The organism is Rothia sp. HMSC067H10 (assembly GCF_001810635.1).
GTDB classification, from domain to species: Bacteria; Actinomycetota; Actinomycetes; order Actinomycetales; family Micrococcaceae; genus Rothia; species Rothia dentocariosa.
The window spans coordinates 6,928-7,207 of sequence record NZ_KV802294.1 but is presented as its reverse complement, the minus strand read 5'-3'; the positions used below and the strand labels follow the sequence as shown (position 1 = coordinate 7,207).

General features: G+C 36.4%; 1 pseudogene. It reads left to right on the top strand.

From position 1 onward, the window contains the following. Positions 1-280: pseudogene (locus tag HMPREF2756_RS11335) on the top strand (hypothetical protein); the annotation flags it as partial.

The following is a 280-nucleotide window of genomic DNA, read 5'->3' as shown; positions in this document are numbered from 1 at the left end:
ATGTGGAGGATATTGAGGATTGCGGCACAAGGCTTCTACGTGAACTCAACTTTAAGGTTCCTGAGCATGGATATATTAATGCTATGGGGGTCAAAGATAATATCACTGATATCTACGGTATTAATATGCGCAAAGGTCTCTTTGTGTTTTATAAGAATTTTGAAGATATCTTCTCTACCCATCCTGACCTATATAATGGCTATGGAGCCGAGTTTATGCTCCAACTGATTGAAGATATTGTTTATTATTATTCCAAATTCCGGGGAAATATTTATGAACA